This is a genomic window from Campylobacter sp. BCW_6873, assembly GCF_001762365.1.
Classification (GTDB): Bacteria; Campylobacterota; Campylobacteria; order Campylobacterales; family Campylobacteraceae; genus Campylobacter_D; species Campylobacter_D jejuni.
This window is the reverse complement of the sequence record NZ_MJWS01000065.1, coordinates 274,160-288,372: the sequence shown is the minus strand read 5'-3', so window position 1 is coordinate 288,372 and position 14,213 is coordinate 274,160. Positions and strand designations below refer to the sequence as shown.

16 protein-coding genes are annotated in these 14,213 nt (G+C 31.3%); all 16 read right to left on the bottom strand.

Translation table 11 applies throughout. The features are described from left to right. Positions 1–3: 3 nt before the first annotated feature. Entirely contained in the window at positions 4–699 is a 696-nt protein-coding gene (locus tag AJ932_RS05300) for an ABC transporter ATP-binding protein (protein WP_002852965.1), read from the bottom strand. After that, positions 686–1,456 carry an ABC transporter ATP-binding protein gene (locus AJ932_RS05295; protein ID WP_053872352.1) on the bottom strand — a complete coding sequence of 257 codons (771 nt, stop codon included), beginning with the start codon at positions 1,454–1,456 and terminating at the stop codon, positions 686–688. The genes AJ932_RS05300 and AJ932_RS05295 overlap by 14 nt, the downstream gene beginning before the upstream one ends. Then, positions 1,453–2,505, bottom strand: a complete 1,053-nt coding sequence (locus AJ932_RS05290) for a branched-chain amino acid ABC transporter permease (protein ID WP_002881777.1) — start codon at positions 2,503–2,505, stop codon at positions 1,453–1,455. The genes AJ932_RS05295 and AJ932_RS05290 overlap by 4 nt, the downstream gene beginning before the upstream one ends. Beyond that, a complete protein-coding gene (locus AJ932_RS05285; protein ID WP_002852952.1) occupies positions 2,505–3,401 on the bottom strand; it encodes a branched-chain amino acid ABC transporter permease in 897 nt (298 codons plus the stop codon). Before AJ932_RS05285 ends, AJ932_RS05290 begins: the two co-directional genes overlap by 1 nt. 18 nt (positions 3,402–3,419) lie before the next feature. Next, on the bottom strand, positions 3,420–4,529 hold the full coding sequence (locus tag AJ932_RS05280) for an ABC transporter substrate-binding protein (RefSeq protein ID WP_032603343.1): 1,110 nt from the start codon (positions 4,527–4,529) through the stop codon (positions 3,420–3,422). Positions 4,530–4,550: 21 nt separating this feature from the next. Beyond that, the gene (locus tag AJ932_RS05275) at positions 4,551–5,666 is read right to left on the bottom strand and encodes an ABC transporter substrate-binding protein (RefSeq protein ID WP_044779198.1); all 1,116 of its coding nucleotides are present in this window, start codon (positions 5,664–5,666) and stop codon (positions 4,551–4,553) included. A gap of 30 nt (positions 5,667–5,696) precedes the next feature. After that, positions 5,697–6,131 (bottom strand): c-type cytochrome, encoded by a 435-nt coding sequence (locus tag AJ932_RS05270; RefSeq protein ID WP_002853959.1) that lies wholly within the window; start codon positions 6,129–6,131, stop codon positions 5,697–5,699. Positions 6,132–6,139: 8 nt separating this feature from the next. Further along, complete coding sequence (locus tag AJ932_RS05265) at positions 6,140–6,331, bottom strand: mini-MOMP protein (protein ID WP_002853004.1); 192 nt, start codon at positions 6,329–6,331, stop codon at positions 6,140–6,142. Positions 6,332–6,382: 51 nt separating this feature from the next. Beyond that, the gene (locus AJ932_RS05260; RefSeq protein ID WP_002852919.1) at positions 6,383–6,889 is read right to left on the bottom strand and encodes a YqhA family protein; all 507 of its coding nucleotides are present in this window, start codon (positions 6,887–6,889) and stop codon (positions 6,383–6,385) included. A gap of 8 nt (positions 6,890–6,897) precedes the next feature. Next, complete coding sequence (locus AJ932_RS05255) at positions 6,898–7,929, bottom strand: aspartate-semialdehyde dehydrogenase (protein WP_044779196.1); 1,032 nt, start codon at positions 7,927–7,929, stop codon at positions 6,898–6,900. Next, positions 7,929–9,230, bottom strand: a complete 1,302-nt coding sequence (gene flgR, locus AJ932_RS05250) for a fla regulon two-component system response regulator (RefSeq protein WP_070210822.1) — start codon at positions 9,228–9,230, stop codon at positions 7,929–7,931. The genes AJ932_RS05255 and flgR overlap by 1 nt, the downstream gene beginning before the upstream one ends. 56 nt (positions 9,231–9,286) lie before the next feature. After that, the gene (flgQ, locus tag AJ932_RS05245) at positions 9,287–9,736 is read right to left on the bottom strand and encodes a flagellar assembly protein FlgQ (protein ID WP_044779194.1); all 450 of its coding nucleotides are present in this window, start codon (positions 9,734–9,736) and stop codon (positions 9,287–9,289) included. Further along, a complete protein-coding gene (gene flgP / locus AJ932_RS05240; protein WP_002852972.1) occupies positions 9,712–10,227 on the bottom strand; it encodes a flagellar assembly lipoprotein FlgP in 516 nt (171 codons plus the stop codon). Before flgP ends, flgQ begins: the two co-directional genes overlap by 25 nt. Positions 10,228–10,290: 63 nt before the next feature. Continuing rightward, positions 10,291–12,882 (bottom strand): DNA topoisomerase (ATP-hydrolyzing) subunit A, encoded by a 2,592-nt coding sequence (gene gyrA, locus AJ932_RS05235; protein WP_044779193.1) that lies wholly within the window; start codon positions 12,880–12,882, stop codon positions 10,291–10,293. A 40-nt stretch (positions 12,883–12,922) separates the two neighbouring features. Further along, on the bottom strand, positions 12,923–13,498 hold the full coding sequence (locus tag AJ932_RS05230; RefSeq protein WP_002880738.1) for a ComF family protein: 576 nt from the start codon (positions 13,496–13,498) through the stop codon (positions 12,923–12,925). After that, positions 13,495–14,139, bottom strand: coding sequence for an outer membrane lipoprotein MapA (gene mapA / locus AJ932_RS05225; RefSeq protein WP_002861759.1), 645 nt, complete (start codon positions 14,137–14,139; stop codon positions 13,495–13,497). Before mapA ends, AJ932_RS05230 begins: the two co-directional genes overlap by 4 nt. Between the last annotated feature and the right edge of the window lie 74 nt (positions 14,140–14,213).

The window sequence follows — 14,213 nt, the reverse complement described above, 5'->3', positions numbered from 1 at the left end:
ATTTTAAAGCCCTAAATATTTCTTTCTAATCTCATCATCACCTATTAAATTTTTAGCCTCGTTTTCCATTACAATGCGACCATTTTCCAAAACATAAGCATAATCACTTATTTTTAATGCAGAATAAGCATTTTGCTCTACCAAAAGAATAGTTATACCCTCTTCTTTTAAACGCACAATAATATCAAAAACTTCGCCCACAATCTTTGGAGCAAGTCCCAAAGAAGGCTCATCCAACATCAAAAGTTTTGGTTCGCTCATTAAAGCCCTTGAAATCGCAAGCATTTGCGCTTCCCCTCCACTCAATGTTCCAGCTAAAGCATGCTTTTTGCTTGCAAGTCTTGGAAAAAGTTTATACATTTGCTCTCTTAAATGCTCATAATTTTCAGCATTATTAAAAGCACCTATTTTTAAATTTTCCTCTACGCTTAAATTGATAAAAACACGCCTTCCTTCAGGAACTAAAGCTATACCTTTTTGAACTAAAGTATGAGTTAAATGTCTTTTAGTATCATAACCTAAGAAATTAACCTCACCAGTTCTTTTAACTGAATTTAAAAGCGCATTTAAAGTTGAAGTTTTACCTGCTCCATTTGAACCTATAAGAGAAACAATATGACCTGTTTCCACTTTAAAATCAATCCCTTTAACAGCTTCAATTAATCCATAATAAACATGCAAATCTTTAACTATTAGCATCAAAATCCCCTAAATACGCAGCAATTACTTCTTTATGATTTACAGCATCGCAAAGTTTACCTTCAAAAATTGTTTTTCCATAATCAAGCACCAATACGCGATCACACAATTTATTTACAAATTTCATATCATGCTCTATAAGTAAAACGCTAATTTTATAATCTTTTCGTAATTTAAAAATGAGCTCAGCAAGTTCATCGCTCTCAGAGCTATTCATCCCAGCGGCTGGCTCATCAAGCAATAATAATCTTGGCCGAGTAGCCATTGCTCTTGCAATCTCAACTTTTCTTTGTTGTCCATAACTTAAGCTAGTAGCCTTTTCATGAGCAAATTCTGCAATACCAAGTTCTTCTAATATTGCATAAGCCTTCTCTTTAAATACTTGTTCTATTTTTCCAAAACGTCCTAAATGCAAAAAGGCTTCAAAAATATTATATTTCATTTGTTTATTAAAACCAATAAGAACATTTTCAAGCACATTCATACTTGAAAAAAGTCTAATATTTTGAAATGTTCTAGCTATTCCTAAATGCACAATTTTATGAGGTTTTAAGTGATCAATTCTTTCTCCTAGAAATTCAACCGAACCTGAACTAGGTTTATAGTTACCTGTTATAATATTAAAAAGAGTTGTTTTACCAGCCCCGTTAGGTCCAATTAAAGCAAAAATTTCACCCTCATTGATTTTAAAAGAAGTTTCATTGATAGCCCTAACACTACCAAAACTTTTTGAAATTTGTTTTAGTTCCAAAATCATTTTTTACTCCTTTTAAAACGCTTTTTAATCCCTCTAATCACATCACTCAACTCGTAATAACCCATTATGCCTTTTCTTGCAAAAAGCATTACTAAAATCAGAACAATAGAAAAAACAACCATTCTAAGTCCTGGTGTTGATTGGATATCAAGATTTAAAGAATCTATTTTTATATTTAACTCATCTAAAAATCTAAGCCACTCGCTTCCACCAATAACCAATATCGCACCTATGATAGCACCTGTAGTAGAACCAAGTCCACCCAAAACAATAATAATCAAAAGCTGGAAAGTAAGTAAAAAATCAAATTGAGTTGGAGATACGGTAGTCAACAGACAAGCTAAAAGTCCACCACCTACACCTTCTAAAAATGCTGAAGTGCCAAAAGCTAAAGTTTTTATCCAAAAAGTATTTATTCCCATGGCACTTGCAGCATCTTCATCATCTCTTATAGCCTTCATTGCACGACCATATTTAGAATAAACTATATTTAAAATTAAAATAACCGCTACAATAGCAATACCACCTGTCCAATAGATCGTGGAGAATTGTGGAATATCTACCAGTCCTCTTGAGCCATTAGTAATAGAAGGAAAATTAATAGCAGCTATTTTAATAATTATTCCAAAGCCTAAAGTTACAATAGCTAAATAATCCCCTCTCACGCGAAATACAGCAAAAGCTAAAATCAGGGCAAGCAAAGATGAACAAATTCCAGCTACAATTAAAGCTAGAATAAAGGAATTTGAATGGATAGCTAAAATAAAAGAACTAGGACCATCTAAAAAAAACTGATCATTTTTTGCATCAGCACTTAAAAGAACTAAAGCAGCTGCATAAGCTCCAATCGCAACAAATCCATTGGGTTCTAGTGAAAATTGTCCAGTTACACCATTAATAAGGTTGTAACTCACAGCCAAAATAATAAAAATAGCAATTTGATTAACAATGTTTAATCCATAGTCCCCAAAAATATAAGGAGAAATGAAAATAAAAATAATTGAAGCAATTAAAAAGATTAAATGTGAAACCTTAATTTTAACCATCATTAAAACCTACTCTTTTCAAAATTTATACCTAAAATTCCCGTAGGCCTAAATAACAATATAAACACCAAAAAAATAAAAGCAAATGCATCTTTAAAGCCTGATAAATCTGGAAAAAAAGCCACAACAACAACTTCAGTAAATCCTATAATAAGTCCACCCAAAACTGCACCTACTACAGAACCTATACCTCCTAAAACGGCAGCAGCAAAAGCTTTCAAACCTATTAAAGTTCCCATAGTAGGTTCAACAGAGTAATAATTTGCAGCCCAAAAAACACCCCCAACTGCTGCCAAAGCTGAACCTAGGGCAAAAACTATAGCAATAATACGATTTGCATCTATACCCATTAAATTTACTGTTTGTATATCAAATGCCAAAGCACGAATAGCTATACCATATTTGCTTTTATACAAAATCCATAACACTGCTATTAAAATAACAAATGTAAGAGCAGGAACCATTAAAGAACCATAAGTTGTTATCACTCCACCAAAATTAACACTTTCCTCAAAATAACTTGGCGGTGTAAAAGTTCTAGGTGTTGAAGTAAAAAGCATATTAAAAAGATTTTGCAAGAAAAAACTAATACCGATTGCTGTAATCAACAATGAAATTCTAGGAGCCTGTCTTAAAGGTTTATAAGCGATTCTATCTGTAGCTATTCCAACACAGGCAGCAAAAATCATTGCCAAAGACAAAGCTCCTAGAAAAGGAACATTTAGATTAGTCATGCAAAAAAGAGCTGCATAAGCACCAACCATCATAATATCGCCGTGAGCAAAATTAATAAGTCTTAACACGCCATAAACCATAGTATAACCAACAGCAATAAGAGCATACATACTACCCAAACTAAGCCCATTAACAAGTTGTTGTAAAAATAAAGTAGAATCCATAATCTTTCTATTTTTCCTTTAAGGATTGATAATATCTTTATAATTTTGCTTTTGATTTTTAATTTCTTTAACCACTACAGAACGAGTTGCATTTCCTGTTTGATCAATGCTAATAACACCAGAAACACCTTGATAATTTTTAGTTTGGTGAATTTTTTCATTGACGCACTTACTAGTAAGATTATCAACGCAAGCATTCATAGCATTTAGCATTACAAAATACGCATCAGCACCCATAGCCGAAAAATTTGGAACTTCTTTTGTTCCTTTAGCTTTTTCATAAACACTGATAAATTCTTTGCTTAATTTTGTAGTTGGATTATTAGCATCAAAACTATCTGTGAAAATATAACCCTCGCTTGCATCTCCAGCTAAACTAATAAAAGTTTGATCAGCAACTCCATCTGCAGAACCCATAGGAATATTTAAACCTGCGAGTTTTGATTGTCTTGCAAATAAAGAAGCTTCGCTATAATAAAGCGGTAAAAAAATAAATTCTGGATTTAAACTTTTAACTTGAGCTACAATAGCTCTAAAATCTTTATCACCTGAATTAACTCTTAAAATTCTAAGAATTTGACCACCATTAGACTTGTACTGTTTTTCAAAAGCTTTTGCTAAACCTAAGGAATAGTCAGTGCTTTGATCTGCTACAATAACAGCACTTTTGTAATTAAGTTTTGAAAAAACATATTTTGCTAAAGATGAACCTTGAAAACTGTCCATAAAACATACTCGAGAAGAATATATTTTTTTATCAAGCAATCTATCGCCAGTTGCAGCAGGAGCGATCAATGGAATTTTATTATCTTCTGCTACGCGCATAACTTGCAATGTATTAGCAGTAACCATTTCCCCTATAAGACCTATAACTTTATCTTGAGAAACTAAACGATTTGCTCCACTCGAAGATTCTAATTTATCACCTTTAGTATCAATAATAGCAAGAGAAACCTTATCTCCATTACTTAAAGTTGATTGCATTGAATTTGCAAGTTTAATCCCTTCTAGTGCACTTTGTCCATATGCTGCAGTAGCTCCGCTAAGTGGTAAAACAACTCCTATTTTGACTTCCGCAGCGCTTAAACTTAAACTTAGAATACTTGCTAAAATTAAACTTTTTTTCATTCTCTACCTTTATTTTAGTAATTATGGATTTATAATTGTTTTATAATTTTGTTTTTGATTTTGAATTTCTTTAATCACAACAGAACGAATAGCATTACCGCTTTCATCTATGCTAATCACACCACCAACAGCTTGAAAATCTTTAGTTTGATGAATTTTGCTATTAATACATTCGCTGCTAAGATTATCAACGCAAGCATTCATAGCATTCAACATTACAAAATACGCATCAGCTCCCATGGCCGAAAATGCTGGAAGTTCTTTTGTTCCTTTAACTTTCTCATAAGCTGCAACAAAATCTTTTCCTAATTGTGTAGATGGATTGTTATAATCAAAACTATCAGTGAAAACTACTCCATTAACAGCACTTCCGCCAAGATCTATAAAAGTTTGATTATTAACACCATCTCCTGCTGCTAAAAGTTTATCAAAACCAATTTGTCTTGCTTGTCTCGCAATTAAAGCAGCTTCAGGATGATAAATAGGCATATAAACAAAATCAGGCTTTAAACTCTTAAGTTGAGAAACCACAGCTCTAAAATCTTTATCTCCTGAATTAATAACAAGTTTTTTTATAATTTTCCCACCATTATTCTTAAAAGAATTTTCAAAAGCTCTTGCCAAACCTAAAGAATAAACATTGCTTTGATCTATGATGATAACGGCATTTTTAAGCCCTAAATCCTTAGATACATAAGTAGCAAATTTATCTCCTTGAAAACTGTCTTTAAAACAAACTCTACTTGCATATTTCTTTTTATCTAGCAATTTATCTCCAGATGCCACTGGAGCTATTAGAGGAATTTTTTTCTCTTCTGCTATAGAAATAGCTTGAATGGTATTTGGAGTTGTAGCTTCACCAATAATCCCAAGGACTTTATCTGTTGCTATTAAACGATTAACTCCGTTTGAAGTTTCAAGTTTATCTCCTTTTGTATCTATTGTGATAAGTTTAATAACATCTCCATTTGAAAGTTTTGGTTGTAGCTTATTAGCCAGTTCAATTCCGTTAAAAACATCTTGCCCATAAGCTGCCACAGTTCCAGTTAAAGGTAAAACTACTCCTATATTAATATCCTTAGCATATAAGCAATTTACCATAGTTAAAACACTTAAAGTTAAAGTTAGTTTTTTCATAGCATTCCTTTTAATTATAGTTTTTACATTTTATTTTAGAAATATATTATGTTTTGTTTTTTGCGCAGGTTCTTCTTCAAGAAGGTCTTTTACTTGCAAATCAAGAGCAAAATTTCCACCTTTAATATAAGCAATAATATTATCTATATCCTCGTGGCTTAAATTTCTAGCATAAAAAGCCATTTGAGAAGCTGTTGTAGAGCTACTACTATCAAGAGTATAACCTATCAAAGCTCCTTTAATATCCTCAGGAGACATATCTTTTAAAATTCTAGATCCTATAACACTCTTTTCAGCATTATCTCCATGGCAAGTATTGCATTTATTTTGAAAATACAAAGCCTTCGCTTTTTCCATATCATATTGCTTATTTGCATCAAAGGTATAAGTAAAAAATGATTTCAAGTTAATACCAAAAAGCGCAACAACAAATATTGAACTAATAAACAACCATCGTATAATCATGATTTTCCTTATTTTATTGTAATTTCCGTTTGTGTTTTATTTTGATATCTATGTGTTTTTTTATTGTATTTTTTTTCTTTTTTAATATCATAGCGATAACGAACAGTCCCTGAAACTTCTATATCTTTAAAGACTTCATCTAACGGAGCTGCAAAAACAAAATGATTTAAAATCATACCAATTAAAAATATTTTTTTCATTTTTATTCTTTAAACACAAAAAACGATTATATCAAAAAAAGATAATCCTTGTTAATGACCACCTTTATGTAAAAAATAAAGTCCTACACAAAGAGCTAAAATCGATCCAGCAAGAAAAGCCATATCCACAGGAGTAGCAAATTTCATCTGCAAAACCCTTTGAAAGAAATTTACCACTAAGACCATAATGATAACTTTTGCAAGCTTGTCTTTTAATTGATCTAAGCTATGCACCTCTAAAACCTTGCTTTGTTTTGTTTGTTTAAATTCTTCTATTTCGCTGATAAAAAGCTCATAAACTCCAAAAGAAAAAATAAACAAAACTAAAGCCATAAGATAAAGATCAACAGCTCCTATAATTAAAGCCACCACATCCTCATGCAAATCCACATTAGAACCTGCATCAAAAAAATAATTATAAGTATAAAATATAACTTTTAAAACATCATAACTTGCAATAAAAAACAATACAAAAGCTCCAATTAAACCAAAAATTACGGGTAAAATTGTAACAATACGACTTCTAACAAGTAAAGATTCAAATATTTTCTCTAACATTTTTTTCCTTATTTATTTTTTAATTCTAACCATTTTTGTGCAATACGCACAGCATTTGTTGCAGCACCTACACGAATTTGATCTGCCACACACCAAAGATGGAGTGTTTTTTTATCATACACATCAGCACGAATTCTTCCTACATAAGTTTCATTAGTATCGCTAGTCATTAAAGGCATAGGGTATTTTTTATTTTTAGGATCATCTATGACAACAACACTTGGTGCTTTTTCTAAAATTTCTTTAGCTTTTTTTACATCTATTTCTTTTTCAAAATGCATAGTAATGGCTTCGCTATGACTTCTTAAAACAGGCACTCTTACACAAGTTGCCGAAACTTCTAAATTTTTATGTAAAATTTTTTGAGTTTCATTGACCATTTTAAGTTCTTCTTTAGTGTAATCATTATCCATAAAAACATCAATTTGTGGAATAAGATTAAGTGCCAAAGTATAAGGAAAAGTTTGAGGTTCAAATTCATCAAGTTTAAAAGCAAAAAAACTTTGCATGGCTTCGACCAATTCTTGCATTCCTTCTTTTCCTGCTCCACTTGCAGCCTGATAGGTACTTACATCAACACGCTTTAAATTAAATGCATCATTTAAAGGTTTTAAAACTTGTACCATTTGTATAGTAGAACAATTTGGATTAGCAATAATCCCTGTTTTTTTCCAATCTTTAATATCCTCAGGATTGCATTCAGGAACCACCAAAGGAACATCTTTTTCCATTCTAAAATGACTTGTATTATCAATAACAACAGCGCCCGATTCTACTGCAAATTTAGCATATTTTTCACTCACACTTCCACCTGCGCTAAAAAAAGCAATATCAATAGGATTTTCTTTAAATACATTTTCAGTAAGCTCTTTGACTTTATAAGCTTTGCCTTTAAATTCTACTTCACTACCTACACTTTTTGCACTTGCTAAAGGTAAAATACTCTCCACTGGAAAATCAAGTTCATCTAAAACATTTAAAAGCTCTTCCCCAACCGCACCAGTAGCACCCACAATGGCTATTTTTTGTTTTTTTGACATTACTTATCCTTTATTTGATATTTTTTAATTTTTTCATTTAAAATTTTTATATCCATACCTAAAATTTGAGAAGCTTGATCCTTGTCATAATCTACACTTAAAAGAACTTCACAAATCAATTCTTTCTCTAAATTCTTTACATCTTTTTTTATACTTCTAGCTTCTAAGAACAAATCTTCGCTTGAAATTTCATCATCTTCGCTTAAAATACAAGCTCTTTGCACGACGGATATTAATTCTCTAATATTACCAGGAAAATCATATTCAAGTAAAGCATTTTTAGCTTCTTGGCTGAGCTGTTTTTTCTTAAAATCATATTCTTTGCAAGTATCTTCTAAAACCTTTTGAGCTATACCTAAAATTTCTTCTTTACGCTCTCTTAAAGGCGGGATATTAATAGGAACAGTGTTTAAACGATAATATAAATCTGAACGAAATTCGCCATTTTTTATTTTTTCATCTAAATTTGCATTAGTTGCACTGATAATTCTTACATCTATTTTTATGTTTTTCGTACTTCCAAGTCGTGTGATTTCTTTTTCTTGCAAAGCTCTTAAAAGTTTGGCTTGAATTTCATAAGGCATTTCGCCAATTTCATCTAAAAACAAAGTACCCTCATTAGCCATTTCAAAAAGCCCTATTTTAGTTGCATTGGCATCGGTAAAAGCACCTTTTTCAAAACCAAAAAGCTCACTTTCAATCAAATTTGCAGGAATGGCTGCCATATTAATAGCAACAAAAGGCTTATTAAAGCGTTTAGAATGAGTGTGAATATAACGAGAAAATACCTCTTTTCCTACTCCACTCTCTCCAAAAAACATTACAGAGGCATCAGTTTTAGCCGCTTTTTGACTTAAATTTAGTGTTTTTTCTAAATTAGGAGAAGTTGAAAAAAAATCTTTATTTTCTTCTTTTTTTTCATTTTTTTTGCTTTTTTTATCGGCTGTTTTTTCTCTTATGATTTTAGCACGCTTAATAGCCTCGACTAAAGTATCAACATCAAAAGGCTTGGTTAAAAAATCTTTTACTCCCAAACGAACCGCTTCTATAGCACGGTTTAAAGTAGCATTTCCTGTCATAATAATAAAATCATATTTATTTTCACAGGCTTTAACAAATTCTATGCCATCAATTCCTGGCATATTAATATCTGTAATAATCAAATCTGTATTCTCATCTATTTTTTTTAAAGCTTCAGTAGCAGATTTATAAGATTTAATATTAAATTCTTCATACTCTGCTAATGCAATTTCTAAGGATTTGCGCATATTAATATCATCTTCTACTATGACTAAATTCATCCTAAGCCTTTTAAAAAATTTCTGCTATAGTATCGAATTTGCGCTTAATTTTGAATTTACTTTTTTTTAAGATAATAAATTATCGCATTTTGTTCGCCAAATTCCACGGTAAAACGCAAAGGTAAAATTTTAATATAAGTTTCACTTTGAGCACGTAATAAGTCGGTATTAACAATATCCTTAACACTGATTTTAGCTCCTATAAAGCAATCACTTAACTCATCTTTATGAGAATTTAAAAAATTAAATTTAATTGTTTTTAGCATATTATCATCAATTAATCCTAAAGAAGTTCGAGGTAAAACTTTTAAATCTTGATCACTATAAGAAATTTCACATACCCATTGTTCTTCAATATTTTCGCTTTGCGTCATTGCTAAGGATAAATTTTGATTTTGATGAAAGAGAATGAAATTTTTACTAGAAAGCTCTGCCCAAAAAATAAATTCATCTTGGGCAAAAAGCTTAAAGCTAAGAAAAATTAATAAGCAAACAATTCTTTCCACTTGTCTGCATCGATTTTAAGTTCTAAGTTTACTCTATAAAGCCCTTGATTAAAATTCTCATCAATAATACTTGCATTTTTTATCAAACCATTTACTTGCGCAGTAATAGTTGAACTTCTAAGCATTGCATCTTTTACAGTGTCTTTACCATTCACTTTCACACCATAAAGCTTACTTGCAAGCTGTCTGTAAGCATCGGTAATCGCTGCTCTTTTTGCTAAAGCTAGGGCTTGAGCAGTAGAAACTGTATTCATCGGAGCAATCCCTTCACCAACTGCTGTAAAACTAAGTTCCGTTTCGCTAGCATCTGGAGCCAACATTTTTTCTTCTCTGATAATATCACGCACATCATCTTTATCGACTTTTTGCACGATAACATCTTGAGATGGAGCAGTGCTATTTGCACTTGAATTTTTAGTTGCACTGTTTGCACTTGGTACACAACCAGCGAAAATTCCTGCTATTGCTAGCATAAAATAAATTTTTTTCATTTTTACACCTTCAAAATATTGTAATTAGTAAAATAAAAAGCAATAAGCGTTCCAACTTTAAACTTATTGCAAATCTAAACCAAAGTTTTCATCGCTTAACTCATCCTCATCATTTTCCTCTTTAGGACACTTAGCGATGCTAACCACCTCGTCATTTTCCACATTAACCACGATGACGCCACTTGTATTACGCCCTGCCTTTCTAATGCTTTGCATATCAACACGTATCATCTTGCCTGAACTTGTAAGAGCCATCAAATCCATAGTTTCATCTACTATAACTACGCTAATAAGATCTTTGGTTTTTTCTGTAAGTTTCATACAAATTACACCCTTACCACCTCTGCTTTGCAATCTATATTCTCCAGCATTGGTGCGTTTTCCTATACCTTTTGCGCTTATGCTTAAAATTTCTTGCTCATCATTTTCTATAACAACTGCACCTACTAATTCGTCATTTTTCTCTTTAAACTTAATAGCCGTCACCCCACGACTTACACGACCGATTTCACGTACTTTAGCAAGTGGGAATTTGATACACATACCTTTTTTGGTTACTGCAAAGAGCATTTTACCTTGTGTGCTTACACTCTCTTCATTTTCAAGATTTTCATCATCTAAATTTTCAATTTCTTGATTTTCTAAATTTTCTTCACCACCACTGACAAAAATTTCATCTTCATCTCTTTGAACAATAATAGCAGTTACCAACTCATCATTTTCATCCAAGTTGATCGCTCTAACTCCTACACTTCTGATATTTTGATATTCACTCAAATTTGTACGCTTTACAATACCATTTTTAGTAAAGAAACATAAAGATTTACTCTCATCAAAATCCGTGGTTGGAATAATAGCCATGATTTTTTCTTCAGCTTGTAAATTAATAAGATTTACCACTGCTTTTCCTTTAGCCGTTCTTGAGCCTTCAGGAATTTTATAAACTTTAAGCCAATAAAGCTGTCCACGATCTGTTACAAACATAAGCGTATCATGTGTATTTGCCGTAAAGAAACTTTCTATAAAATCATCATCATAAGTCGTAACGGCTAATTTTCCTTTTCCGCCTCGTTTTTGCTTTTCATATTGTTTACTAGGCACACGCTTAATATAACCACGATGGGTAATAGTTACAACCATATTTTCATTAGGAATCAAATCCTCAATATCAATATCATCATAATCATCTTCAATTTGAGTAATACGTGGCACATCAAATTTACTTCTAATTTCTTTTAATTCATCGCGAATTAAATTTTCAAGCAAGGTTTCACTTTTTAAAATTTCTTCAAGTCTTGCAATTTCTTTCATTAATTCTGCAAGTTCATTTTCGATTTTTTCTCTTTCAAGTCCTGTTAAACGACCTAGTTTCATATCTAAAATAGCATTGGCTTGAAGCTCACTAAGACCAAATTTAGCTACCAAAGAATCTCTTGCGGTATTATTATCAGAACTGTTTTTAATTAAAGCAATCACTTCATCTATATTATCAAGTGCAATTTTAAGACCTTCTAAAATATGAGCTCTTGCTCTTGCCTTTTGAAGTTCAAAAATCGTTCTTCTAATAATAACTGTTTTTCTATGGGTTAAGAAAAGATTTAAAAGTTCTAACAAAGAGAAAATTTTAGGTTCTTTATTGTGAATTGCCAACATAATCACACCAAAAGTACTTTCCATAGTGGTAGATTTAAATAGATTATTTAAAACAATTTCACTCATAGCCTCACGTTTAAGCTCTATAACAACGCGGATTCCTTCTTTATTGCTCTCATCTCTTACTTCAGATATTCCTTCAATTTGCTTTTCTTTAACAAGCTCTGCAATCTGCTCTATAAGCCTAGCTTTATTGGTTTGATAAGGAAGCTCATCTATAACAATAACATCTTTATTTGTCCTTTTTTCAATATGAGTTTTAGCTCGCACTTTCACACGACCACGCCCTGTGCGATAAGCTTCTATAATACCTTTTTTACCATAAATTATTCCACCTGTTGGAAAATCTGGGCCTTTAATAAACTGCATAATCTCTTCTAAGCTTGCATCTTTATTATCAAGCAAATATAAAAGCCCATCTATCAACTCATTTAAACTATGAGGCGGGATGTTTGTCGCCATACCTACAGCTATACCACTTGAACCATTTAATAATAAATTTGGAACCCTAGAAGGTAAAACATCAGGTTCACTTTCTGAACCATCATAATTTGGAACAAAATCGACCGTATCTTTATCTATATCTTTTAAAAGCTCATGAGAAAGTTTACTCATTTTTGCTTCAGTATAACGCATCGCAGCGGCGCTATCACCATCTATAGATCCAAAGTTGCCTTGTCCTGTAATACTTGGATATCTCATAGAAAAATCTTGAGCCATTCTAACCAAAGCATCATAAACTGCTGTATCTCCATGTGGGTGATAACGACCTATAACAGCACCCACTATACGGGCTGATTTGACAAAATCTGTTCTACTTTTTGCCTCATCATTTTGCATAGCATATAAAATTCTTCTATGAACAGGCTTTAAACCATCTCTTGCGTCAGGCAAAGCACGACCTATAATAACACTCATAGAATAGTCTAAATAACTACTTTTTATAGAATTTTCTATATCTACAAGTTCAATATCAGAATCTTTGCTAAAAATATTCTCCATAAAAATCCTTCTATTAGTTCAAAGTTTTGATTATAGCATATTAAACTTTTGCATCAGCTAAAACAAGAGCAAAAAGTACAGAAATTTTATTTTCTTCTAAAACTTTTTTAGCTTCCAAAAGGCTAGAACCAGTTGTTACAATATCATCTACTAAAATTACAGGTTCGTGAATGGTTTTTAAGAGTTTGTAATTTCTTTTATGTTTTTGACGAAATTCTAAACTTTTTCCAGAATATTTAATATGATTTTGTGCTTTTAAAATATTAAAAACAGGTTTTACAAATTTTGTTTTAAGATATCTAGCTAAAATAGCAGAATGTGAATAAAGCATATCTTCAACCTTATCATCTAAAGCTATAACATTAATTGTCATTCTAGGATCAAAAAAATCTTTAAATTTTGCAAAACTTAATTTAGCAAGCATTTTATAAACGAAATAACCATAAAAATAATGTTTAGAGTGAAGCAAGTGTTGTATTTCATGGTATTTATAAAAAGAATAGACTTTGAAATTATTATCAAGCTTTCTTACATTTAAGGAAAATTCAGAAAGCTCTAGCTCACATAAATCACAAAAGCAAAGCAGAGCAAAAGCTCCGCAATTTATACACCTCAAAGTTCAGAGATTAAACTAGCTGCTTTATTTGCCATTTGTTTTATTAACAAATGAGTATAAAAAGTTGTTTCTTTTAGATCATCGAAACCTTGTACATCTTGCTTGGTGCGGATTGTAAATTTCTTATTTTTGTTTATATCGCTAACTTGTAAAACTCCTACTAGTTTTGAATGTAATCCTGTAGTATCTTGAGTTGCTCCATAAGATATAAATTCTAAATCAATCTTACTCACATAAGGTGAATTTTGATCGTTATTGTCAAGCACAACTATTCCTCTAGCTTCAAGTTCTTGTTTTAAATAAGTATAAAATACCGCATTAAAATTCACATCAACAAATAACTTTTTCCCTTTAGCATTTAAAACTTTTTGTCCTTCTTTTAAATCATAAAATCTATGCAAATAAACCTTTTTTAAAGCAATACCAGTGTCTAAAGTGCGTTTATTGGCACAACATTGAATTCCAACATCGCTAATGTATAAAAGCCCTTTAATCTTTGCTTCAAAGCCATCAGGACTTTCGCAAGAACTGCATTGAGAATTTCTAGAAATTTGATTAACTTGAGCAAAAGTATCTTGTTTAGTTGCACAAGCACTCAAAAATAAAATAGGCACTATAAAAATCAAAAATTTTTTAAACATTTTTTCTCCTTAGAAAATTATTTTAAAATTGTATTAAAAATACAAGCAAATTTCAAGCCAAGTTTTAAATTTAT

Bases quoted from the DNA above. Each gene is read 5' to 3' on its own strand.
- AJ932_RS05260 (WP_002852919.1), bottom strand. From the start codon at position 6,889: ATGTTAGAGAAAATATTTGAATCTTTACTTGTTAGAAGTCGTATTGTT.
- gyrA (WP_044779193.1), bottom strand. From the start codon at position 12,882: ATGGAGAATATTTTTAGCAAAGATTCTGATATTGAACTTGTAGATATA.
- AJ932_RS05270 (WP_002853959.1), bottom strand. From the start codon at position 6,131: ATGATTATACGATGGTTGTTTATTAGTTCAATATTTGTTGTTGCGCTT.
- AJ932_RS05295 (WP_053872352.1), bottom strand. From the start codon at position 1,456: ATGATTTTGGAACTAAAACAAATTTCAAAAAGTTTTGGTAGTGTTAGG.
- AJ932_RS05285 (WP_002852952.1), bottom strand. From the start codon at position 3,401: ATGGATTCTACTTTATTTTTACAACAACTTGTTAATGGGCTTAGTTTG.
- AJ932_RS05280 (WP_032603343.1), bottom strand. From the start codon at position 4,529: ATGAAAAAAAGTTTAATTTTAGCAAGTATTCTAAGTTTAAGTTTAAGC.
- flgP (WP_002852972.1), bottom strand. From the start codon at position 10,227: ATGAAAAAAATTTATTTTATGCTAGCAATAGCAGGAATTTTCGCTGGT.
- AJ932_RS05265 (WP_002853004.1), bottom strand. From the start codon at position 6,331: ATGAAAAAAATATTTTTAATTGGTATGATTTTAAATCATTTTGTTTTT.
- flgR (WP_070210822.1), bottom strand. From the start codon at position 9,230: ATGAATTTAGTCATAGTAGAAGATGATATTAATATGCGCAAATCCTTA.
- mapA (WP_002861759.1), bottom strand. From the start codon at position 14,139: ATGTTTAAAAAATTTTTGATTTTTATAGTGCCTATTTTATTTTTGAGT.
- AJ932_RS05255 (WP_044779196.1), bottom strand. From the start codon at position 7,929: ATGTCAAAAAAACAAAAAATAGCCATTGTGGGTGCTACTGGTGCGGTT.
- AJ932_RS05300 (WP_002852965.1), bottom strand. From the start codon at position 699: ATGCTAATAGTTAAAGATTTGCATGTTTATTATGGATTAATTGAAGCT.
- AJ932_RS05275 (WP_044779198.1), bottom strand. From the start codon at position 5,666: ATGAAAAAACTAACTTTAACTTTAAGTGTTTTAACTATGGTAAATTGC.
- AJ932_RS05290 (WP_002881777.1), bottom strand. From the start codon at position 2,505: ATGATGGTTAAAATTAAGGTTTCACATTTAATCTTTTTAATTGCTTCA.